This is a genomic window from Pedobacter nyackensis, from assembly GCF_900176505.1.
Classification (GTDB): Bacteria; Bacteroidota; Bacteroidia; order Sphingobacteriales; family Sphingobacteriaceae; genus Pedobacter; species Pedobacter nyackensis.
The window spans coordinates 110,756-130,996 of record NZ_FWYB01000006.1 but is presented as its reverse complement, the minus strand read 5'-3'; the positions used below and the strand labels follow the sequence as shown (position 1 = coordinate 130,996).

Annotated in this window: 22 protein-coding genes; 15 read left to right on the top strand and 7 right to left on the bottom strand. The window is 37.8% G+C overall.

Annotated features, from left to right (window positions below; all coding sequences use genetic code 11):
* Positions 1-43: 43 nt before the first annotated feature.
* The 3 genes from B9A18_RS12790 to B9A18_RS12780 all read left to right on the top strand — a co-directional run bounded on the left by B9A18_RS12790 (position 44) and on the right by B9A18_RS12780 (position 3,061).
* The gene (locus B9A18_RS12790; RefSeq protein ID WP_084289710.1) at positions 44-1,510 is read left to right on the top strand and encodes a glutamate synthase subunit beta; all 1,467 of its coding nucleotides are present in this window, start codon (positions 44-46) and stop codon (positions 1,508-1,510) included.
* Between the two features lie 167 nt (positions 1,511-1,677).
* Entirely contained in the window at positions 1,678-2,472 is a 795-nt protein-coding gene (locus tag B9A18_RS12785; protein ID WP_084289709.1) for a metallophosphoesterase family protein, read from the top strand.
* A 22-nt stretch (positions 2,473-2,494) separates the two neighbouring features.
* Positions 2,495-3,061 (top strand): hypothetical protein, encoded by a 567-nt coding sequence (locus tag B9A18_RS12780; protein WP_235005315.1) that lies wholly within the window; start codon positions 2,495-2,497, stop codon positions 3,059-3,061.
* 11 nt (positions 3,062-3,072) lie between these two features.
* On the opposite strand, the gene B9A18_RS12775 is transcribed toward B9A18_RS12780, so the two are convergent.
* The 3 genes from B9A18_RS12775 to B9A18_RS12765 are packed head-to-tail and all read right to left on the bottom strand — an operon-like array spanning position 3,073 to position 5,438.
* A complete protein-coding gene (locus B9A18_RS12775; RefSeq protein WP_084289708.1) occupies positions 3,073-3,726 on the bottom strand; it encodes a YdeI/OmpD-associated family protein in 654 nt (217 codons plus the stop codon).
* A 14-nt stretch (positions 3,727-3,740) separates the two neighbouring features.
* Positions 3,741-4,271: an RNA methyltransferase gene (locus B9A18_RS12770; protein ID WP_084289707.1), complete on the bottom strand. Its 531-nt coding sequence runs from the start codon at positions 4,269-4,271 to the stop codon at positions 3,741-3,743.
* A 15-nt stretch (positions 4,272-4,286) separates the two neighbouring features.
* On the bottom strand, positions 4,287-5,438 hold the full coding sequence (locus tag B9A18_RS12765) for a galactokinase (RefSeq protein WP_084289706.1): 1,152 nt from the start codon (positions 5,436-5,438) through the stop codon (positions 4,287-4,289).
* 127 nt (positions 5,439-5,565) lie between these two features.
* On the opposite strand from B9A18_RS12765, the gene B9A18_RS12760 reads away from it, so the two are divergent.
* Both B9A18_RS12760 and B9A18_RS12755 read left to right on the top strand, forming a co-directional pair.
* The gene (locus tag B9A18_RS12760; RefSeq protein WP_084289705.1) at positions 5,566-6,603 is read left to right on the top strand and encodes an aldose epimerase family protein; all 1,038 of its coding nucleotides are present in this window, start codon (positions 5,566-5,568) and stop codon (positions 6,601-6,603) included.
* Positions 6,603-7,241, top strand: coding sequence for a DsbA family oxidoreductase (locus B9A18_RS12755; protein WP_084289704.1), 639 nt, complete (start codon positions 6,603-6,605; stop codon positions 7,239-7,241). Before B9A18_RS12760 ends, B9A18_RS12755 begins: the two co-directional genes overlap by 1 nt.
* Before the next feature lie 109 nt (positions 7,242-7,350).
* On the opposite strand, the gene B9A18_RS12750 is transcribed toward B9A18_RS12755, so the two are convergent.
* Positions 7,351-7,980, bottom strand: coding sequence for a DUF6266 family protein (locus tag B9A18_RS12750; protein WP_084289703.1), 630 nt, complete (start codon positions 7,978-7,980; stop codon positions 7,351-7,353).
* A gap of 345 nt (positions 7,981-8,325) precedes the next feature.
* Between B9A18_RS12750 and B9A18_RS12745 the strand changes: the two genes are divergently transcribed.
* The 7 genes from B9A18_RS12745 to B9A18_RS12710 all read left to right on the top strand — a co-directional run bounded on the left by B9A18_RS12745 (position 8,326) and on the right by B9A18_RS12710 (position 13,252).
* On the top strand, positions 8,326-8,682 hold the full coding sequence (locus B9A18_RS12745; RefSeq protein ID WP_084289702.1) for a DUF6717 family protein: 357 nt from the start codon (positions 8,326-8,328) through the stop codon (positions 8,680-8,682).
* 43 nt (positions 8,683-8,725) lie between these two features.
* A complete protein-coding gene (locus tag B9A18_RS12740; protein ID WP_084289701.1) occupies positions 8,726-8,926 on the top strand; it encodes a hypothetical protein in 201 nt (66 codons plus the stop codon).
* 202 nt (positions 8,927-9,128) lie between these two features.
* Positions 9,129-9,725 (top strand): hypothetical protein, encoded by a 597-nt coding sequence (locus B9A18_RS12735; protein WP_084289700.1) that lies wholly within the window; start codon positions 9,129-9,131, stop codon positions 9,723-9,725.
* Between the two features lie 367 nt (positions 9,726-10,092).
* The gene (locus tag B9A18_RS12725; RefSeq protein ID WP_200816360.1) at positions 10,093-11,394 is read left to right on the top strand and encodes a hypothetical protein; all 1,302 of its coding nucleotides are present in this window, start codon (positions 10,093-10,095) and stop codon (positions 11,392-11,394) included.
* Between the two features lie 82 nt (positions 11,395-11,476).
* Positions 11,477-11,962, top strand: a complete 486-nt coding sequence (locus B9A18_RS12720; RefSeq protein WP_084289698.1) for a hypothetical protein — start codon at positions 11,477-11,479, stop codon at positions 11,960-11,962.
* A gap of 146 nt (positions 11,963-12,108) precedes the next feature.
* Positions 12,109-12,552 carry an HNH endonuclease gene (locus tag B9A18_RS12715; protein WP_144009491.1) on the top strand — a complete coding sequence of 148 codons (444 nt, stop codon included), beginning with the start codon at positions 12,109-12,111 and terminating at the stop codon, positions 12,550-12,552.
* A complete protein-coding gene (locus B9A18_RS12710) occupies positions 12,545-13,252 on the top strand; it encodes a hypothetical protein (protein WP_144009490.1) in 708 nt (235 codons plus the stop codon). The genes B9A18_RS12715 and B9A18_RS12710 overlap by 8 nt, the downstream gene beginning before the upstream one ends.
* A gap of 133 nt (positions 13,253-13,385) precedes the next feature.
* On the opposite strand, the gene B9A18_RS12705 is transcribed toward B9A18_RS12710, so the two are convergent.
* Positions 13,386-14,063, bottom strand: a complete 678-nt coding sequence (locus tag B9A18_RS12705) for a hypothetical protein (protein ID WP_084289695.1) — start codon at positions 14,061-14,063, stop codon at positions 13,386-13,388.
* 218 nt (positions 14,064-14,281) lie between these two features.
* On the opposite strand from B9A18_RS12705, the gene B9A18_RS12700 reads away from it, so the two are divergent.
* From B9A18_RS12700 to B9A18_RS12690, 3 genes are all read left to right on the top strand, one after another.
* Complete coding sequence (locus B9A18_RS12700; RefSeq protein ID WP_084289694.1) at positions 14,282-14,740, top strand: JAB domain-containing protein; 459 nt, start codon at positions 14,282-14,284, stop codon at positions 14,738-14,740.
* A 625-nt stretch (positions 14,741-15,365) separates the two neighbouring features.
* Positions 15,366-15,947, top strand: coding sequence for a DUF4833 domain-containing protein (locus tag B9A18_RS12695; protein ID WP_084289693.1), 582 nt, complete (start codon positions 15,366-15,368; stop codon positions 15,945-15,947).
* 36 nt (positions 15,948-15,983) lie between these two features.
* A complete protein-coding gene (locus B9A18_RS12690) occupies positions 15,984-16,184 on the top strand; it encodes a hypothetical protein (protein ID WP_084289692.1) in 201 nt (66 codons plus the stop codon).
* Between the two features lie 22 nt (positions 16,185-16,206).
* Here the strand turns inward: B9A18_RS12690 and B9A18_RS12685 are convergent, their stop codons facing one another.
* On the bottom strand, positions 16,207-17,148 hold the full coding sequence (locus B9A18_RS12685; RefSeq protein WP_084289691.1) for a sulfite exporter TauE/SafE family protein: 942 nt from the start codon (positions 17,146-17,148) through the stop codon (positions 16,207-16,209).
* 20 nt (positions 17,149-17,168) lie between these two features.
* A complete protein-coding gene (locus tag B9A18_RS12680; protein ID WP_084289690.1) occupies positions 17,169-20,141 on the bottom strand; it encodes a TonB-dependent receptor in 2,973 nt (990 codons plus the stop codon).
* Positions 20,142-20,241 lie beyond the last annotated feature (100 nt).

Here is a 20,241-nt window from a genome sequence, read left to right as displayed (position 1 = left end):
AAAGAAGACAAAAAATGACAATAACTAATAATTCAAAAATATAATGGGAAAAGTAACCGGATTTTTAGAGTATGATAGAACTGCTCCTGTAAAAGAAGATGCTAAAGCTCGTTTAAAACATTATAATGAGTTTGTAGAGGCTTTTGAAGCTGAACAGGTAAATACACAGGCAGCCAGATGTATGGATTGCGGGGTTCCTTTTTGCCAGTCGGGTTGCCCGCTAGGTAATGTTATCCCTGAATTTAACGAAGCTGTATATAAAGGAGATTGGCATCTGGCATCAACTATTTTGTTGAGTACCAACAATTTTCCTGAGTTTACAGGAAGGATTTGTCCTGCGCCATGCGAGTCTGCATGTGTATTGGGAATCAACAAATCACCTGTATCCATTGAAGAAATAGAGAAACACATTATAGAGACTGCGTTTGCTAAAGGATACATCAAAGCAGAGCCACCTTTGATCCGTACGGGTAAAAAAGTGGCTGTAATTGGTTCTGGTCCTGCCGGACTTGCAGCTGCAGCGCAACTGAACAAAGCCGGACATGAGGTTGTTGTTTACGAACGTGACGACACACCTGGAGGTTTATTGAACTATGGTATTCCTGATTTTAAGCTGCAAAAAGATGTGGTAACACGTCGTATTGCCTTGCTGGAAAAAGAAGGTATTGTGTTTAAATGCAACTCGAATGTTGGTGTAAATGTAGAGTTGAATACTTTATTGAGAGAGTTCCAGTCTATAATTCTTGCTGGTGGTTCTACTATTCCACGTGATCTTCCCGCCAAAGGAAGAGAAGCTAAAGGCGTACATTTTGCGATGGACTTCTTAAAGCAGCAAAACAAAAGAGTGAAGAACTTTAAAGTTGAAGGCGAAGATATATTGGCTACCGGTAAGGATGTCATTGTAATTGGTGGTGGTGATACCGGATCTGATTGTATTGGTACTTCTAATCGTCAGGGAGCTAAATCGGTTACTCAATTCGAAATCATGCCGATGCCATCTCAGAGCCGTACTGAAAATATGCCTTGGCCAACTTACCCAATGGTGCTTAAAGTGACTTCTTCACATGAAGAAGGTTGCGAAAGAGGCTGGGGAGTAAACACCAAGGAGTTCATTAAAGACGAAAACGGAAACCTGAAAGCTGTAAAAGTTGTAGATGTAGAATGGGATATTGATGCTACAGGTCGCCCTTTGAATTTCAAAGAAAAACCAGGTACAGAACGCGATTTACCTTGTCAGCTGGTATTGTTGGCGATGGGTTTCTTACATCCTCAAAAAGAAGGCTTAATTGAGAAATTGGGCGTAGATGTAGACAACAGAGGTAATGTTAAGGCTGAGGAAGGTAAGTACCAAACCAATATTGCCAAGATCTTTGCAGCCGGTGATATGCGTCGCGGACAATCACTCGTTGTTTGGGCTATATCTGAAGGCAGAGAAGCTGCACGTAAGGTAGATCAGTATTTAATGGGGCATAGCAGTTTGCCTTCAAAAGATGGTATTCCATACGCGTAAGCGGAAGAAATATATAAAACAAAAAACGCCAGGAAGAACTTTTCCTGGCGTTTTTTGTTTTATATATAACCTGTATTTGCTGACTAATGTTTGTGAAAAGTCAAAGTGTATAAGTGTGAGATAAGCCTGACAAATAGTTTTTTTTAAAGCGTTTGATTTGCAAGGTTATGAAAACATTCACTCTTTTTTTTATATGCATAATTTTATCCAGCTGTAATCATTTTGAATTTAGTCCCAATCAAACTTTTGATAGTATATCATTAAAGGATATAAACGCCACTAATTTAAAACGGTTGGGGAGCGGCGTAAATGATGACACTGTAAAATTTGTTTTAACTGGCGATAGCCAACGATCACGTGACGAGACCGTCAAACTTTGTAGAACCGTAAATGCTATTGATGGAATTGACTTAGTAGTATTAGCTGGTGACATTACAGAATTTGGAGCGCTAAAGGAAATGCTATGGATTTCACGAACGCTTCAGGATCTTACCATGCCTTATGTAGCAGTTATCGGCAACCATGATGAAACAGGTAGGGGTAAAGAGTCTTTTAGAAACATGTTTGGTGAATTAAACTATTCCTTTGTTTATGGCGGCATTAAATTCATTTGTCATGATACAAACAGCAGAGAATATGATTTTAATGGTCAAGTGCCAAATATGCCATGGATGAAGGAACAATTGAAACCTAGTCAGGATGTTACAGGTTTTGTAGCTGTTTCGCATGTTCCGGTAAACTCCTTAGACTTTGATAGTAAGTTAAGGGAAGACTATATGGCTTCCTTTGCGCAAACGCCGGGCTTTTTAGCGTCATTGCATGCCCACACACATAATCATGAAGTGCTTTACCCGGACAAGTCGGGGATTCCTTATATAGTGACCAGCTCTATTGGTAACAGAGAGTTTTTAGTTATACAAATTGTAAATAATAAATTGAGTTTTGAGCGTGTACCATTTTAAATATAAAATAATTTTTTCGTTGTTGCTGACAGTAAGCTGTCTCAGTGTTCGCGCGCAGCAGTTCAAATTCTTAATTCCGGATGAGGCTATCGTACAATACGCTGGTAGTATAGGTTTTTTCAGTGCAGGAGCTGGGTATGACGTATTTGGCAACAAACGCGGTAACTTATCTTTTCACTATGGATATGTGCCGGAAAATAAGGGTGGAGAACTACATGTCACAACCGTAAAACTGTCGTACAAGCCCTGGGAAGTACATTTAAAGGAATGGGGTAAGTTGTATCCGTTTAATCCCGGTTTTTTTGCCAGTTATACCTTTCACAAAGATCTTGGCTTTCGTTTTCCTAAGGGACAATATCCGGGAGATTATTACTATTGGTCGGAGGCCATACGCCCTCATCTTTCTTTTAATACTGAACTTGACGTAAAGCCACCTAAAGTCCTGGAAAATACGGCTGTACGTAGATTGGGTTTTTACATAGAGGCCAATACAAATGATTTTTATCTCATTAATTACCTGCAGAATATGAAAACCCTAAGATTGGATGATATTTTTATGTTGGGAATAGGGGTAAAAGTGAAATTTTAAGGCCATCCTGTTTATTTCAGAGTTGGGTTTTTCTTACCCGCTTTCAATAACGCTATCGTTTTTTCCAATCGACTCGCTTTGGTCTTTTCCTGTTTTGCAGTAAGAATCCAGAGTACATATTCTTTTTTGTGCGAATAAGCCAATGCATTAAAGAATTCCTGTTCCTTAGGATGCTGAATTAATAATTCAGCCAGTTCAGGTGGAGCGATTACCTTTTTGTTCGATACATCGATATATTCAGAGAATGCACTGCTTTTAATTTCGTTGTTGCCAACTCCAGACGCTTTTACCGCATCAACAGGTTTAATTCTTAATCCCGTCCACACTTCACTGATTGCTGCAGAAGCGCAAGGCGTTAATTTATAACTATCCAGTTCTTTCCATTGCTCCATCTTAAGGTCGGTTTCAATTCCGGAGTTCTTTTTTGGATAAGCGAACCACACCACCTGGTCTTTTATTTTTGAACCATAAGTAGCTAAGGCTTGCAATAGCTCAGTACTGTTTTTCACGAAGAGCAAGATTCCCTGATAGGGCTCGTTTTCATCTTTAATGGTTTCAATGGATGATGTGTCACCTAAAATAGCTGCCACATCATCTGGTGCGTTCGCAATGCGTACTTTAAATCCTGGTTTGAAATACAGTTTTTTTAACAAGCCATTCTCCATAGACGTACAGATTTTTATAACCTTAATTTAGCAAAGAAATCCCAGAGTACAATTCCAGCTGAGATAACGATGTTGAAGGAATGCTTGGTGCCAAATTGAGGGATTTCGATACATTGATCAATTTGTGCCATCACTTCATCACTCACACCATTCACCTCGTTACCGAAAATTAAAGCATATTTTTCATCAGTTGCTGGCTTGAATGTATTTAACATGGTACTACCGGAAGCTTGTTCGATAGCTATGATTTTATAACCATCCGCTCGCAAAGAGGCAACAGCATCCAGTGTAGTTTCGAAATGTTTCCAGTTTACAGACTGTGTTGCACCCAGCGCTGTTTTTTCAATCTCTCTGTGCGGAGGTTGTGCAGTGATGCCACACAAATAAACTCCTTCAACAGCAAAACCATCACCGGTTCTAAAAACAGAACCGATATTGTGCATACTGCGTACATTATCAAGCACTACAACTACCGGAAGCTTTTCCTGTTCTTTAAACTCTTCAATACTCACACGGTTCAGGTCGTCTAATTTTAATTTCTGCATGGCGCAAAAATAAAATTAAATTACCGAAGCGCCATTACCAATTTCACTGATGTAAACTGCGGTCGGATAACCGATACGTTCCATATAGAAATCGTTAAGCTTATTCGTGAAATCTTCTTCCTGGCCTTTTTTGAGTAAAGCGATTGCGCAACCACCAAAACCGGCACCCGTCATACGTGCACCGATTACATGCTCGTAGCCTGAACAGAATTCAACTACCGCATCCAGTTCTGCTCCTGTAACCTCATACAAATCTTTAAGCGATTGATGAGAAGCATACATTAGGCGACCAAACTCTATTAGATTGCCTTCATTTAGAGCTTTGGCAGCTAAATTTACCCTATCATTCTCATTAACTACGTGTGTAGTTCTTTTTAATACAGTTGGATCTGTAATTAAGTGACTGTGTAAGGAGAGTTTTTCTGCATTCAGCTCACATAGGTTGTTTAATGAGACTTCCTGATTCAATTGTTTTAAAGCAGTCTGACATTCTGCAACACGTTCATTGTATTTGGATTCTGCCAGTTTACGTGGTTTATTGGTATTGATGATCGCTAAGGAATAATCGCCCAGATTGCAGTCGACAATATTGTAGTTAAGTGTATCACAGTTTAAAACAATTGCTTTGTTGGTTTCGCCAAATGCAACCGCAAACTGATCCATTATCCCACAGTTTACACCGATGAAATCATTTTCTACTTTTTGGGCCAGCAATGGGATTTCAATTTTCTCATAACCCAGATTGAAATAACTGTTTAAAGCGTAGGCCATGGCCACTTCAATAGAGGCAGAGGACGACAGACCTGAGCCTATAGGGATATTCCCAGAAAACAACAGATCTAAACCGGTGGTAATGTTGTGTTTTTTTAACACTTCGTGAAAAACGCCGAGTGGGTAGTTGAACCATTCCGAGCCTGTTTTGGTATAGCTCGACTGCAATGGAAATTCTTGTGACTCAGGGAAGTTTAAACTTTTAAATCTGATCACGTTATTGTTGTTTGGGGCCATGCTTAACCATGTTCCTAATGTAACAGCACATGGCATCACTAATCCGCCATTATAATCAATATGTTCTCCTATAAGGTTGACACGACCAGGGGTAAAATAATTTGCAGTTGGCTCATGCCCGTATATTTCTAAGAACTTATTAATTAATTCCGCTTTCATTGTAATATTTTAAGTTTGGTTTTGTTTTAAGTTAAAGTATTGATAGTATTGCTCGCGAATTACGAACGGTCCTAATATACAAAACTCACGATAGTTCATCAACCATTAAATAACTAACTATATCCCAATGGAGACAAAACTTATTAAAACTGGAAAATATATTGATGGTCAGGAAGTTCTTGCTGTAGAGCTGACTAATATTCATGGCACTTATGTGAAGATCTACAACTACGGCGCGATTTTAAATAAGTTTGTTGTAGTTAATAAGAATGGCGAGCGGCAGGATATTGTTTTAGGTTTTGACGACATTGATCAATATACGAGTGAGGATTACTTGAGCAACTACCCGTATCTGGGAGCTGTAATAGGCCGTTATGCAAACCGGATTAAAAACGGACGATTTACCATAGATGGGACGACACATCAGGTTTCGCAAGCCAATGGTGGTGATTGCTTGCATGGTGGTGTTATAGGCTTAGACAGAAGGATGTGGGAGATTATGCCTACTATCGTTCCAAGTGTTACACTGCAATATGTGAGTCCGGACGGAGAGGAGAATTTTCCGGGAACACTGACGGTGCAGCTCACATTTAAATTAACGGATGATAACGAGTTAATTTTAGATTACACTGCAACAACAGACGCGCCAACGGCAGTTAATCTTACCCATCATAGTTATTTTAATCTGGCGCCAAAGGGCGGTTCAATCGCTAACCATATACATAGGATGCCAGCAAGTAATTACCTGGAACAGGATGACAACTATGTGGTTACAGGCAAACTTATTCCTGTAGAAGGGACTAAACACGACTTTTTGGGCGACAAGGCAATAGGAAGAGATTGGGATCCTGAGGAAGGATACGATCAAACTTATGTACTGGACAAGGAATATGGAGAACTCACTTTAGCTTCAGAGACTTATGAGGAAGAAAGTGGGCTAACGCTTTCGGTTTATACTACTGAACCTGTTGCTCATTTTTATACCGCTAAATATCTGGATGTGAAAAATGGCAAAGGAGGAGCAGACTACCATCCTTATAGTGCATTTTGTGTGGAAACGCAGCATCATCCAAACGCGATCAATATTCCGGCTTTTCCAAATACGGTTTTAAGACCTGGGGAGCGTTATACGCAAACAACAATTTACAAAATAGAACATAACTAATGAAGGTAGATATCTGGTCGGATGTAAGGTGTCCGTTTTGTTATATAGGCAAAAGAAAATTTGAAATGGCTTTAGCTCAGTTTGAGCATAAAGATCAAGTAGAGATCGAATGGCACAGCTTTGAGCTGGATCCAAATGCAGAAACGCTGCTTGATAAAAGCCCGTATGATTACCTGGCTGAGCGCTATGGTAAAAGCAGGGAATGGGCTATTGGCACACATGAACAGGTAGCGCAGACAGCTGCAGAAGTTGGATTGACATTCAATTTCGACCAGTCGATCATGGCAAACTCATTTGATGCACATCGCTTAATCCAATTGGCTAAGGCGAATGGTGTATCTGATCAGGTAGAAGAAAACTTATTTAAAGCACATTTTACAGATGGTAAAAACATAGCAGATCATGGGGTGCTTATCGAAATTGCCAAAGCGAGTGGATTGAATGTACTTGAAACAGAGGTGATGCTGAAAAGCAATGATTTTACCGATGAGGTAAGGTATGATGAAAAAACAGCACAAAATATTGGGATTTCCGGAGTTCCTTTCTTTGTGATCAATCAGAAATTTGGAATATCGGGAGCACAGTCGCCGGAAACTTTTTTAGGCGCTTTAATTAAAGCCGAAGAAGAAAAGGAATAGGTGTTAACTTATTAAAACCAACTATTATGATTTTCCGTACATAGGGTTGAAAGCGTTAATTGGGGTGCGTGCCATTATGGCACGCACCTTTTTTTTTAAAAAAAAAAACTTATAGAACGGTAATTACACCCAGGTATTGACTATTGCTTCTTCTTTTTCTGTCTTCAGATACGAAGGCAATATACGCATGAACAGATCTACCAGAAAAACTTTCACTTGTGTTAAACACGCCAGTCTTTAATTCCCGTTTTACCGCAGCCGTATCAAACTCAGCGTCCTGACCATCAATATCGTACAACACAAACATTGCACGATCGTCATACTCGCTTTTACCTCCTGACCACTTAAAGGTAACTGTATTTGGACTCTCGGAAACTGCAGTCGCCTTTTCGGCCAGATCCATGTCGCCATAGCTAAGCAATGCCAGTTCCGGATCCACATGGAAACCAGCGTCGTCCTGTTTTATGGCGTTTTTCGAAATATAAGATTTAGCAGCGACGAAACCTTCATACCGTGTATTGTAGTCCTTATAACCAACCCGTAAAAATTCAGTTAGCGGCTGAAGCCAGCGCTGAGAAACTCCAAATTTTGACTGATTTTTTAATTCTCCGTTGGTAAACGGAGCCTTGCGCCCATCACCAACTCCACGTATTATATCCTGATCCTTCAGCTTATAACCAACGACAGTACCGGTTTTACCTTTAAAACCGCCTAAAATTCCATTTTTAATAACTCCCATAATTAATGATTTATAATAAAAAAATAAACAATTCGAGCTGAAATCGCATGTTGCTATAAAGTAAAAAGAATCTAACAAGGGTTAAACAGGAATTCCACAGGCATTTGTCCCTGTTAACTCCCTGTTGGGTCCCTGTTGAATCCCTGTCGGATTCCTGTTTAAAAACTCTAAAATATAGAGGACAGACAATCCGCTTTAAACTTATACTGTATTTATTAACCTCCGGTTAACAACCGGCGTTATCGTCATATCTTGATTAAAAATGACAGAAAGAGATACGCCAATTACTGATTCGTAACAAGGAACAATGATTTGATGCTTTTGTTTTATCTTACACAATAAATTATGAAAGAAACATTTAGATTTTATAAAACGGCAGCTGGCAAGTGGTATATAGATCTACCTGAATGGGGCGGTAATACTGAGGATTTAGAAATGGTGCAAGGAGCAGACACTATGCTTGATAAAGTGAGTGGGCATACGAATGAATGTTACCTGGAGATGAGTGATGAGCCATTTGACGGTGCTGACAGGATTAAACTCGTTCAAGACTTAACTAACACTCTTGGTGGGGGCAATTATGTTATGGAAACTTATAAAGGGGAGCTGGTTAATCATGATATGTGGCTATGTCAGGTTACAGTTGATGTGTTTCATGATTTGCCCAGGGCTATTTATGTAAGTTATCCCAATTCTAAATAAAAGCTATATTTTACTATCTTCGTTTTAACCAAATTAAAATAATATGACGCTAGCAACATTTGGATTAGGAGGAGGAGAGGTACTTATCATTGTACTTGCCTTATTTTTCATAATCGCTTTAGGGAATTACGGAAAGAATACCGTTTTTGGGTATTGGGGATCTGTTTTACTCGCAATAGTCACAACGCCACTGATTGCATTTGCTATTCTGGCTTATGTAAAATACAAAGCTGCCAAACCTTAACGGCAACATATATCTCCAGTAAACAACAAACCATATGCATAGCTAGCTGAATTTAATACTCAGCTAATGGGATTCTTTGTGGTAAAATAATACCCCTGGAATCAAAGACGAAGAATTTTAATAAATATTTTCGAACTTATTGAACGTTTGCTTTTTTCAGGTGTATATAGATCCAAATATTAACCTGATAATTTAAAGACCTATGAAAAAATTAAAAAATTACTTGATGGCTGGCGCTTCCATACTAACGGTTTTAACCATTTTTGCTTTTAAGCCCATAGATTTTGATGATATAAAAGGATGGTTCTTAGCGGGTGACGATCCTAAAAGCTACCAAATTGGAGTAGTAAAAGACCAGGAAAGAAACGGAAATGTTGGATACATTAAATCAGTTAAAGAATCAAAAGGTTTCGGAACCGTTATGCAAAGCTTCATTCCTTCGGATTATTTGGGCAAACGGGTAAGACTTACAGGTTACATAAAAAGTAAAGACGTGAAGGAATGGGCAGGGATGTGGTTTAGAATAGATGGAGAGGACAAAAATGCGCTCGGTTTCGACAACATGCAGAAAAGAGCAATTAAAGGAAATACTGACTGGAAAAAGTACGAGATCGTTCTTGATGCTCCCCAGAATAGCAAAGCATTTGCCTTTGGTGTATTGTTAGCTGGAACAGGTGAGGTTTGGCTGGATGATTTAAAATTTGAAGTAGTGGACAAAAACGTGCCGTTAACAGACATTACGTTAAAAAACTCATCACCAAGCAAGCCACAAAATTCGAGCTTTGAAGACCAGAATTAATAATTTACGTATTAATTTAAATTAAGAATGCTGCAATTTCGTTCTAAAAAATACGCCGTTTGTTCCGATGAGGAACTAATGGCGTATTTAGTAAAGGGCAACCATAAAGCATTCGAAGAAGTTTATAAAAGATATGCTCCGTATATGCTACGTTTTTTTTACCGGCACCTGTATCAAGATAATGATAAAGCCCAGGATTTTTTACAGGATCTATTCACAACCTTAATAGACAAAATGGAATATACCAAAGACGACATTATATAAAAAGCTCCGCCTCGTGTGTTAAATATAACAGTACATTATTTTTATAAAATTCTGCTCCATCGATTTTCATTTCAGGGCAGGCGGTTACCAATCGCATTTGCAGATGGTTAAGTTTATTTTATATTTGGAAAATCTACTTAAGCTTGAAAGGTTGTTTAATGAAAAGAAAAATAATATCAAGCTACAGGATATCCTAGAGCTTAAAGAGATCTCCCGAAAGACTTTTCATTTCAATACTATTGATAATGATATAACTATTGATGATGGCATTGATAAAATCACTTTTACATTACTTTTGGATAGAATATTAAATGTTAAATATTTCTACGGTCGAATTCCTGTTAAGTGGCTTGAAAATGATGACCAAGAAGGATTACAGCCTAGAGTAATAGATTATAAGCGATTAATAGCTCTTCGGAATCATTTAAAAGATCACCCACAATTGGCACCTTCAATTGCAAGATTAGTAAACGGCAAACTTAAGTTGTTTGATGGACAACATAAATTAGCAGGTCAAATATTAAATAACGTTAAGGATGTTGATATTAAAGCTTATATATCAGAAGATGATACCCATCAAGCCAAAAAGCTATTTGACGATCTAATGATTACAAATCTTGAGGCTCACTCAAAGCACAAACAGATTCCTTTTTACACCTCGACTCTGTTAGACAGGCTATCGGTTATATATAGGGAAATGCTAGAAGAATTTACTGCATCAAAATCCGCAGATAAACATTCGGAAGATAATTTCATTAATTTCTTGGTTTCTGACAAAAAGCATACTAGAGCTGATGCAAAACAAATGCTTAAGAGTGTTATTATAACTAATGCTGTTGAATTATCGCATTTTAAAGATTTTACTGCAATAGCATCAAGAGATTCTAACTATCCTTTATCAATTGATTTGTTAACTAAAGCTCTATTCCCAAATAGTTTATACTTAGAACCCTCAACAGCACCGTTTAAATCCATTGCAGATTTTAGAGATGCAGAATTAGAAAATTTCCGTGAATTAGCGTCGTTACTGGTAGAATACGGGTGCTTGAACGATTGGATAACAAATCCCAGAGGGAAAGAATTAACAAATATTCAGCTTAAGGCAAGAAGAATTTGGCATAAAGGAGCTGTTTTAACTTGGGCTCCATATTTAAAAAGCATATTAGGTTCTAGTCTTAGCTTTATAACTAGTGATGACAGAGAAAAATTACTTTACCGTGCAATAATGGATGATAATCAAAAGGATCGAATTCGTGTTTCTTTACAAAGGCTATTTAGTCACCCACTTTGGGACGAACCTGATGGAGAAATCGATAGCTTACTGGTGTCAGCTAGAAAGCAAGATGAGTTATTTAATCGCAAAGGGCTTACTGAAATGTACGTTCTAACTGGAACAAGCAAATAAATGTTGTTGAGAGTTATGCAAGTTTTCAACATGCAAGCATTTATTATAAAAGCTAATTAACTTTATCCAATACCTTATTTTTATGCAAAATACATCTATTGAGTACATTGGAAAGCCATCAATTAGAACATTAAGGGATTTTATACTTGACAACTCCATATCAGAAAATGATACAGTTTTACTAAACCAAATTGATTTTGATGAATTAGCACTAGAATATAGGGATGATTACAAAGAGAATTTAGTTGTACCGTATTATCTTTTGACTGTGTTGATCAAAGAGGATGAAATGAATTCAACACCGGTTGGCAGAATCAAAGTTGTTAAACATGATAGTGAAAGATTCGCTGGAGATTATAACAATATCAAAATAAGCGGACCATCTGAAAGTTATGCTTATGATATAATTTACCGTTGCGGTTGGTGTGGAAATGTTGTTGATTTTGATGGTCGTGAATTAGAAGATAGCACGAAGAAGTTTAAAATTAGTATTCTAGAGAAATTTAGTAGAACAGTTAAACAACCGTCTGTGAATGGAGAATGTTGTAAGCATAGACATAATCAGTGATGAAGCCATTTCCTGAAATGTGTCCAATTTCCAAAACCCAAACTTTAGAATCACAGATTGAAAAATATGCGACAACAAGTTCATGTTTCAATTGTGGGCTTTTTAAAGTTAATTATTTCCAATGTTGTAATAATGATCAGATCGAAATGGTTATTTACTATCAGAAAGATGATAGAAAGACTATACGTGATCAATGTACGAAATGCGGCAAGTTGCTTAATACTCCTGCAACCTCATTTTCCAAGGTAAATCAGGAAGAGACTCTTCTATACAACGAAACTTTAGCTGATAACAGAAAGGAAGAGCTACAGGAAATTAAAGCTTATTATGATAGCTTAATTAAAGGGAACTATGGGCGTATACGCTATAACACCTATGAGTCTTACTATTTTACCAGAGAATGGAAAGAACTTAGGCAGCGCGTCTTTCAACGAGATAATTATAAATGTGTTAAATGTGGCAGTAATGCAGAGCAAGCCCATCATAAACATTATAACAACTTCCGAAATGAGCATTTAGATGATTTAATATCACTTTGCACCACTTGCCATAGTGCTATCCATGAGAAAAAACCTGCAAACAATGAGTAATAGAAGAGACGACCTTATTAACAGAATAATTTCTTTTCAGGCTGATGAAACGCTTAACTTTTGGGATAAATTGAATGAAACTGATAAGTTGTTCAGTGTCCTACTTTCAGATGAAGGCTGGTATATCGACTATGATTTAGCAATAAAAACCCTCTCCGAGCTGTATATAAAACAGGTCTTTAATGAAATTAAGGTTTTAGATTATTACATGATACAGCATTATAAAAAGAAATTACCCGATATAGAGTTGTTTTTTCAAGAAAACTATAAAGAAAGAGCTCATATCATAAAAAAAGGGATTCAGGCACACTTAAGTGGAGATTTCGAATTATCTACTCCCGTTTTCTTGATTCAAACTGAAGGAATATTTCATGACTTAACAGAGAAAGATATTTTTAGTAAAGGCAGGGGTAAGAACAAAGAGAATACTGCTGCCAACTGGTTTGACTCAAAGAAACAAACACCACGTGATGTCAGACTGGCAATACTGGAATCACTTAAATACAATTCAAATTTATCCGCAAATTTTTCAGAATCAGTAAATTTTCCAAATGCATTAAATCGGAACAGAATTTTACACGGTAGAGATATATCTTACAACACTGAATTAAATAGCTCAAAAGCAATATCACTTCTGCTTTTTGTTAGTACAGTAGTAAATGATATAGAAAGTAATTCTTCACAAATTACTTGGATTTAATTTCGCTATGGCTTATCCTTTTTATAAATCATTACACAGAGGTAAGCTTATCCAAATCAACACGTTTCAGTAAAATGGGACAAAATATTGACGGCATATATAGGCAGTAAAATAATTGTCCCAATTAAAATGATTAGCGCCAAATTTGGTCTGCGGGATCTAGATTTTCCTGACAAATAGGTGCATCGCTCCATTTATTATAAAAGGTTCTTATTTGATCTGCCATATCATCCACCTCATGAATTTGTACCTTAACCAAATAGCTCAAAGGTACTTTGAGCTTAGAGTTGAAGAATTGTTTAGGAATATCCATAGGCAGTGCAGCAATTTTAAATTTCTCTACCATAATATCATACGACATTAAAATACTAATTATAACATCCGATTCATATTGTTCAGTAAATAATCTATATCTGTCGGGATGGTCATAAAAAGGCTTGCAATATCTAAAAAGTGCAATAGTTCCGTGATACATTGTGACTTCATTCGTTCGCATATCAGTCTCTTTAATTGCGAAGTTGTTTAATTCAGTGTTTACATCATCCAAAATCCTAAAGGCTAAATCAACGTCATTCCTGTTTCTTTGCAAATCATTGGCCTCTTGCTGTTTAGTAAATGCTATATAAAGAAAGTAAATGGATATTACATTAATGATTGGTGAAGTTATTCCGCTGATAGTTGTACCAATATTTGCTGTATATGACGTTGATAAGTCAAAATTACTAGTAATGGCAGGTAATGTGAAGATAAGAATTGATGCCACTGAAATTAAAAACAGGATGCATCCAATAATAAACAAAGGTTTTATCATAACTAAAAAGTATACAACACAATATAAGATTTATAACATTATATCAATACTAAATTTAACGTGCGACTATGGTAATGAATATATTAATTACTACACAAAGTTAAGCTTGTCCAATCGACACGTTTAAAGAAGTTCCTTTGCACACCACCTATTTATTCCGTTGCCTCTTTACTTAGTCGCTCGGAAAGCTTGGTCTGGTTACCATAATTCATACAACTATGGTACATAACACATTATTTAAAGTAGCAGAGATAGAGATCAGCTACAAACCTAATTACAAACCTTTAGAGAGACCTAAAATCACTACCTCTGAGGAAGCTTATGCTATTCTGATAGCTAACTGGTCAATGGACAAAATCGAGTTCTTAGAGGAGTTTAAAATCATCCTATTAAATAGGAGGAACCGAGTTTTGGGGCTCGTAAATATCTCACAAGGTGGAGTGAGTGGAACACTTGCAGACCCTAAGGTGATATTTGCAGTAGCTCTTAAAAGTGCAGCTAGCGGCTGCATTTTAGCGCATAACCATCCATCTGGAGAATTAAAGCCTGGAAGTAATGATATAAACCTCACGCGGAAACTACGGGAAGGTGCCAGGTTACTAGATATTGAGGTGATGGATCACTTAATAGTGAGCAAGGATGGCTTTTACAGCTTTGCTGATGAGGGATTACTCTAGAATTTACAGGGACAAACACGGGGACAAGATGGGGGACAAGACCTTCAATACAGCCTTTAAATGCCTATATTAGCATTCAGTATTAAAAGATAAGCAACAGAATAATTAACACATGTTGAACCTTAGTTTTGAACCTAACTACCTGATTACCACAATTACAAAAGGTCTATAAAAAAAGAAAGGGTTGTCGCATCCACGCACATCCCTATTCTAACCAAATATAAACCTGTATGAACGGGTTTTCTCTTTAAGTTCTATCAGGATTGATTAGGTACCTGAGTAGAAGCTGTTGTTCATTTTTAATAGGACAAATATAAGGAGATATTTTCATATAGTGTACATAATACACTATTGAAATTTCAAAAAAATGACTTTTTAATTAAATAGCAAGATGAAATGTTAATATAACCGACTGTAAGCGTGGTTTTTCCATAAAAGTTAAGTTTAAAGATTATTTTAAATTCACTTAAAAGTTACATTAACACAAACCTTTTTCGGTTAAATACTACTCTTTTTTGTTCCTAAATAGGGTCAGAATGAAGTATCGATTTAATGTAAAATAATATCGACAGGGATAAGGTGTATCAGTTTTGAACTAAATTTGATGCACATTTAAATAGTAAACATGAAATCGCTAAAACCTAACGCTCGTATCTTTTTATTAACCTGGTTTTTTATCAGTTTATTTTTAAATGTAGGCGTATATGCCCAAAATCCAGATAATGAAAATCCTTCTCCATTAAGATTTCCAACGCCAAAAGGTATAAGCAATCAGCTTTTTTACTTGCAGCGTGATCCAAATACCAATACGATTATTTGTGAGTTGAATGTAGACCGCGATGGGGTAGTAAATAAAAGTGAACCTATAAAGGTTTATTGGGTAAGGTTCGGCGAAAACGGAAAAAAGGAAGACCTTAGTTATATCCAAAGAAAATTTGCATACGGTATTCAAACTAAAAGTATTGGAGACGATCAATATGAGTTAAGGTTCGTGTCGCATAAAAAACTCCCATTATACCTGATGAAGTCTGCTGAGGATAAAAAATACCATGTTTATGTTACTGTAAATAACAAGAGAATTCAGCTAGACCGCATATTTGTTAGGATAGAAGGTGGATCGTTCTGGTTGCCAAACGTGAAATATGTTGAGCTAAAAGGTATCAATACAGCCAATAAATCACAGATAATAGAAAGAATAAAAGTTTAGTTTTTACTATCTTTAAATAACCTAATATTTAAAGTCATGGAAAAGGAAGCTATTAAATCACTATTAGAGACCATTGATCAACAAGTTAACGCCGCTATACTTGGAGGTACGGAAGAGACTTACGAAGAATTAGAAAGGCTTGGTTACGTCACCATAGATAAGCATAGGGTACAACATTTTGCAACCTTAACACCAGAAGGATTACACTACCTGGAAATGTTGCATAACCAGGAGTAATCTAAAACCCTAAGGTTTTAGATTAGATCATTTTCCCAACTGACATCCAGATAATACGAAGGCTGGATAGGATAACAATTACCGCAACACCAATAAACATCTTCTTGATTGGCAGTTTACCTACAAGGCGTGCCGCTATAGGAGCAGCAAGAACACCGCCTACGATTAAGCCAATTATAGATTGCCAATGACTAACGCCTAAAACGAAAAAGAAGGTAATAGCACTGGCCATGGTTACAAAGAATTCTGTTAAACTGACAGAGCCGATCACGTATTTAGGTGTTCGGCCTTTTGATATTAAAGTTGAAGTAACTAATGGTCCCCATCCACCACCACCAAACGAGTCCAGGAAACCTCCTGCACCCGCTAGCCATCCTGCACGTTTTACTTTCTGAGGTTTAGGCTTATCCTTAAAAGCATTACTAAGAATTTTAATACCTAGCAGGAGTGTGTACAACGAAATTACCGGCCTGATCCATTGAGAAAATGCGTCGCCCGCATAGCTCAATAATAAAGCACCGGCTATAGCGCCCAGTACCCCCGGAATAAGCAGGGTTCTGAACAGTTTCTTATTAACGTTTCCAAAACGGTAATGACTGAAGCCTGAGGCTCCACTCGAGAACATCTCAGCAGTATGGATACTTCCGGAAATAACAGCCGGATTCAAACCACCTGATAACAGCAGAGTAGTAGAAACTACTCCATAGCCCATACCTAAAGCGCCGTCGACCAATTGGGCAAGAAACCCAACAATGAGCATCCAATAAAATTTTTCATCCATTTGCGCATATATAGACCTGCCAAATGCTACTACTGATTCATAGGATAGGTAAGAGTATATAGCATAGCCTACAAATAAGGCCGCAAGAATAAAAAGACATAAATAGGCTATTTGTCGCCACTTTTTCTCCTGGGACTTACGATGATGTATGGGTACTTTGATTTCAGTTTCTGGGATACTCATTATTGTGTTTCTTTAAAATATTATTTGTTTAATAATCCATCTAAGGTAATCGCTACATAATACAAACCACCAATGGTTGGTCCGCCTGCATATTGTACATAACGCTTGTTGAAAATATTGGTAGCACCTGTTTTAATGCTTGTTTTAACTTTAGGTATTTTAACAGATACCTGCGTATCGAAGGTGTTTATTGCGGCGATCTGACCAGTTACAAGCGGACTTTCCCATAAGAAAGCATCCTGCCATTTATACACCACACTGAAGCCTACATTCTTTATGATTTCACGATTTCCGAAAGAAAGGTTAGTAGACCATTTTGGTGTGTTAAATCCTGTTACGAAAATGTCGTTCGTAGCATTACTCTTCATTTTATTGTAACTTCCGTTACCTGCTACGGTATATTTTTCATAGAAGTTGTAAGTGATACCTAATGATGAACCGTAATTGCGATACGTGTTTTTTGCATTTGTATAAACCCTATAGCGCGCCTGTCCATCACTGGCCGCATTGCCGCCACTTGCAGTCGTACCATCACGGTTTCTATCTACCATCGCCAATACAGCTGCATCAGTGCTCAATGTAGTACCAATAGGCACGCTTACCTGTACCTGACCCAAAAAGCCATCGTAGGTATTGGAATAAGCATCAATATCTACCACAAGCTTATTGTCTAACAAAATGCTCTTGTAACCAACCTCGAAAGAGTTGATCTTTTCAGGACGGGCTTTGGGTAGATCGGCCGGTTTAAGCAAGCCTCGGTTTGCCAACGCTGCTGCGTCTGTATTACCCTGACTGCTCACTGCCGCATTAAAATTAACGATAGAGGCCTGAGTGTAGCTGTTTTCAAGGTATCCTAAACCTTCGTTAATGTAGGATAAACTACCTACACGCTTTACCGTACCATTGTTTACGAAAGATAAAGCTTCAAATAAGGCCGGGAAACGGTAACCTTGCTGAAAGGTAAATCGGAAATTATGACGTTGTGCAACGGTATATACTGCTGCCAAACGTGGCGTAAGCTTAGGGTCAAACTCAGGGTTATAATCTACACGTACAGATCCGAACAGTTTAAGTTTTTCGTTAAATAGTGTTTTTGTGATCTGACCAAAGCCTCCGAATTTCTTGTAATACACATCTTCTCCAAAACTGCCGTCGGCCAATGGAATATTACGTTCATTGATAGGACGCTTAAAATCAACAAAATTGTTTCCATCAGGAATAATATCATAAAGACGTGCGTCTGCACCAATCAATAGGTCGAAGATCTTCACTTGTTTCGACAAGTCCCATTGTCCCTCCAGATTGTACAACCTGCTTTTTTGAATCAATGCAGCTCCACCTGTTTTAGGGGCATTAGGCAATGTTTTGGCGTTGTAAAAATCCCAGTTATTGATATTCCGGATTGTATTTTTTAAAGCTTGAAATTCAGGAGTGCCAGGTAAAGCACGTCCGGCATCGGCAATCTGGCGGGCATACTGTGTAGCAGCTCCAAGGTTAGCAGAAGTCAGTGAACCTCCATTATTAGTCGCATAGGTATTTAGTGCATTTTTATACTTTGTTCCCCAGGCCGTATTCCCATTTGTCCCTGTACCATCACCGTAAAGATCAATATTATCGGCAAGTGGCTTTACATTGTAAGAGTCACCTGTGTTTTCAAGGGAAGCATAGCCACGCACCAAGAAGTTACTGCCTTTTAACTCCAGCTTATGATTTTGTACAACAACATTATCAAGCTGTATTTTATTACCGCGTTGAAATACACCATCCATTTTACCGATGCGGTAAGAATAGGAAAGTTCTGCATGATCATTTAGACGATAGTGTAAAGCTGCATCGAACTTAAGGTTATCTACCTTCGGACTAACCAGATCTGTTTCCCAATAACCGGTTCTTACCACACGTAAAGTTTGATTAGGCTTGCCGTCAATGGTTAATCCGGTTACGTTTGAAGCCAAATTGCTACCTGCCAGTGCATCATCACCATACTTGTTCCAGCCATCGAAAGCTACGTTATTAGCGCCATCTAAGGCAGGAAAACCAGGATTGGCACTTTTTAAATTATTGGGGTTTTGGTCTAACCGGGTGTTTGAACGCCAGTCGGTACCTTGTATGTAGCTACCGTTGATTTTAAAAGCAAACTTATTGTTAAACGCACGTGCAAAACGGAAAGCTGTTTCTGTAAGCACGCTCGGGTCGGCATCAATGCCATCCACATGGTTAACACCTGTTCTTTGGTATATGCTTAAGCCCTGATATAGAAAAGGACTTTTAGTAATTAAGTTCGACATACCATTAATTGCATTCATGCCATATAGGGCTGAAGCAGCACCGGGCGTGATCTCTACACTTGCAATATCAAGCTCAGTAGGGCCAATGGCATTGCCAAGAGGCACACCTAAAGTTGCAGCTTGCATGTCTACACCATCAACCAATTGCATGAAGCGAAAGTTGTTGGGGATATTAAATCCACGGGTATTAGGCACTTTAAAAGTCAAACTGGAGGTGATCATTTGTACACCTTTTACATTTTCTAGCGCATCATAAAAGGTGGGTGCAGGCGATTCGCGAATGGCCCGTATATCTAGTTTTTCAATGGCTACAGGGGATTTAAGAATACTTTCTTCAACTCTGGATGCGGTGATAACCACTTCTTGTCCCAATTGAGTCTGTGTGACCAGTGCAATATTTATTCTTGAATCAGTACCTTTTACTTCGAATTCCTGTGTTTTAAAGCCGATGCTCGACACCAGAAGTACGAAAGGGAACCTTGCTCTTGTTTTTAAATTGAACTCACCATTTGCACCTGTTGCTATCCCGTTTACGGTTCCTTTAATCTGCACATTGACACCCGGTAAGGATTCTTTGGTAAGTTCATCAATAATCTTACCTGAGATAACGATGAAGTTGTTTCCCTGGGCAAAGCCGTGTTGACTGGATAGAAGGGCAAGCAGTGGTAAAATGAAGTAGTATATTTTGTGTTTGTAAGGTTTCATTGGAAATTTGTGAAAATGAAAATCTATAATTTGTTAATTGACATCTGCATGTAGTTTACATGGGACAGCAACACATTGATTTTCTTTCAGAATCTTTCAA

Bases quoted from the DNA above. Each gene is read 5' to 3' on its own strand.
- B9A18_RS12725 (WP_200816360.1), top strand. From the start codon at position 10,093: ATGGTTAAGTTTATTTTATATTTGGAAAATCTACTTAAGCTTGAAAGG.
- B9A18_RS12690 (WP_084289692.1), top strand. From the start codon at position 15,984: ATGGAAAAGGAAGCTATTAAATCACTATTAGAGACCATTGATCAACAA.
- B9A18_RS12685 (WP_084289691.1), bottom strand. From the start codon at position 17,148: ATGAGTATCCCAGAAACTGAAATCAAAGTACCCATACATCATCGTAAG.
- B9A18_RS12710 (WP_144009490.1), top strand. From the start codon at position 12,545: ATGAGTAATAGAAGAGACGACCTTATTAACAGAATAATTTCTTTTCAG.
- B9A18_RS12715 (WP_144009491.1), top strand. From the start codon at position 12,109: ATGGTTATTTACTATCAGAAAGATGATAGAAAGACTATACGTGATCAA.
- B9A18_RS12680 (WP_084289690.1), bottom strand. From the start codon at position 20,141: ATGAAACCTTACAAACACAAAATATACTACTTCATTTTACCACTGCTT.
- B9A18_RS12775 (WP_084289708.1), bottom strand. From the start codon at position 3,726: ATGGAGAATGGCTTGTTAAAAAAACTGTATTTCAAACCAGGATTTAAA.
- B9A18_RS12755 (WP_084289704.1), top strand. From the start codon at position 6,603: ATGAAGGTAGATATCTGGTCGGATGTAAGGTGTCCGTTTTGTTATATA.
- B9A18_RS12765 (WP_084289706.1), bottom strand. From the start codon at position 5,438: ATGAAAGCGGAATTAATTAATAAGTTCTTAGAAATATACGGGCATGAG.
- B9A18_RS12790 (WP_084289710.1), top strand. From the start codon at position 44: ATGGGAAAAGTAACCGGATTTTTAGAGTATGATAGAACTGCTCCTGTA.
- B9A18_RS12705 (WP_084289695.1), bottom strand. From the start codon at position 14,063: ATGATAAAACCTTTGTTTATTATTGGATGCATCCTGTTTTTAATTTCA.
- B9A18_RS12770 (WP_084289707.1), bottom strand. From the start codon at position 4,271: ATGCAGAAATTAAAATTAGACGACCTGAACCGTGTGAGTATTGAAGAG.
- B9A18_RS12695 (WP_084289693.1), top strand. From the start codon at position 15,366: ATGAAATCGCTAAAACCTAACGCTCGTATCTTTTTATTAACCTGGTTT.
- B9A18_RS12785 (WP_084289709.1), top strand. From the start codon at position 1,678: ATGAAAACATTCACTCTTTTTTTTATATGCATAATTTTATCCAGCTGT.
- B9A18_RS12700 (WP_084289694.1), top strand. From the start codon at position 14,282: ATGGTACATAACACATTATTTAAAGTAGCAGAGATAGAGATCAGCTAC.
- B9A18_RS12735 (WP_084289700.1), top strand. From the start codon at position 9,129: ATGAAAAAATTAAAAAATTACTTGATGGCTGGCGCTTCCATACTAACG.
- B9A18_RS12750 (WP_084289703.1), bottom strand. From the start codon at position 7,980: ATGGGAGTTATTAAAAATGGAATTTTAGGCGGTTTTAAAGGTAAAACC.
- B9A18_RS12760 (WP_084289705.1), top strand. From the start codon at position 5,566: ATGGAGACAAAACTTATTAAAACTGGAAAATATATTGATGGTCAGGAA.
- B9A18_RS12745 (WP_084289702.1), top strand. From the start codon at position 8,326: ATGAAAGAAACATTTAGATTTTATAAAACGGCAGCTGGCAAGTGGTAT.
- B9A18_RS12720 (WP_084289698.1), top strand. From the start codon at position 11,477: ATGCAAAATACATCTATTGAGTACATTGGAAAGCCATCAATTAGAACA.
- B9A18_RS12740 (WP_084289701.1), top strand. From the start codon at position 8,726: ATGACGCTAGCAACATTTGGATTAGGAGGAGGAGAGGTACTTATCATT.